This window comes from Flammeovirga sp. AWQ4_249, assembly GCF_056161045.1.
This window is the reverse complement of record NZ_JBSWYJ010000140.1, coordinates 1-288: the sequence shown is the minus strand read 5'-3', so window position 1 is coordinate 288 and position 288 is coordinate 1. Positions and strand designations below refer to the sequence as shown.

The 288-nt window shown below is 45.8% G+C and carries 3 tRNA genes; all 3 read right to left on the bottom strand.

The annotated features are described in order from the left end of the window. Nucleotide 1: 1 nt before the first annotated feature. The 3 genes from ACXAHM_RS26430 to ACXAHM_RS26420 all read right to left on the bottom strand — a co-directional run bounded on the left by ACXAHM_RS26430 (nucleotide 2) and on the right by ACXAHM_RS26420 (nucleotide 276). Nucleotides 2-79, bottom strand: a tRNA-Val gene (locus ACXAHM_RS26430). Nucleotides 80-100: 21 nt separating this feature from the next. Continuing rightward, nucleotides 101-175, bottom strand: a tRNA-Val gene (locus tag ACXAHM_RS26425). A gap of 23 nt (nucleotides 176-198) precedes the next feature. After that, a tRNA-Val gene (locus ACXAHM_RS26420) sits at nucleotides 199-276 on the bottom strand. Between the last annotated feature and the right edge of the window lie 12 nt (nucleotides 277-288).

Sequence of the window (288 nt, the reverse complement as noted above, 5' to 3'; positions counted from 1 at the left end):
TTGGTGGGACGTATTGGATTCGAACCAATGACCCCCTGCTTGTAAGGCAGGTGCTCTAAACCAACTGAGCTAACATCCCATTTTCAATATTTCAAATTTGTGGGGCGTACTGGATTCGAACCAGTGACCCCCTGCTTGTAAGGCAGGTGCTCTAAACCAACTGAGCTAACACCCCAATTTCACTTCGTAAAGTAAACTTGGTGGGACGTATTGGATTCGAACCAATGACCCCCTGCTTGTAAGGCAGGTGCTCTAAACCAACTGAGCTAACATCCCATTTTCAATATT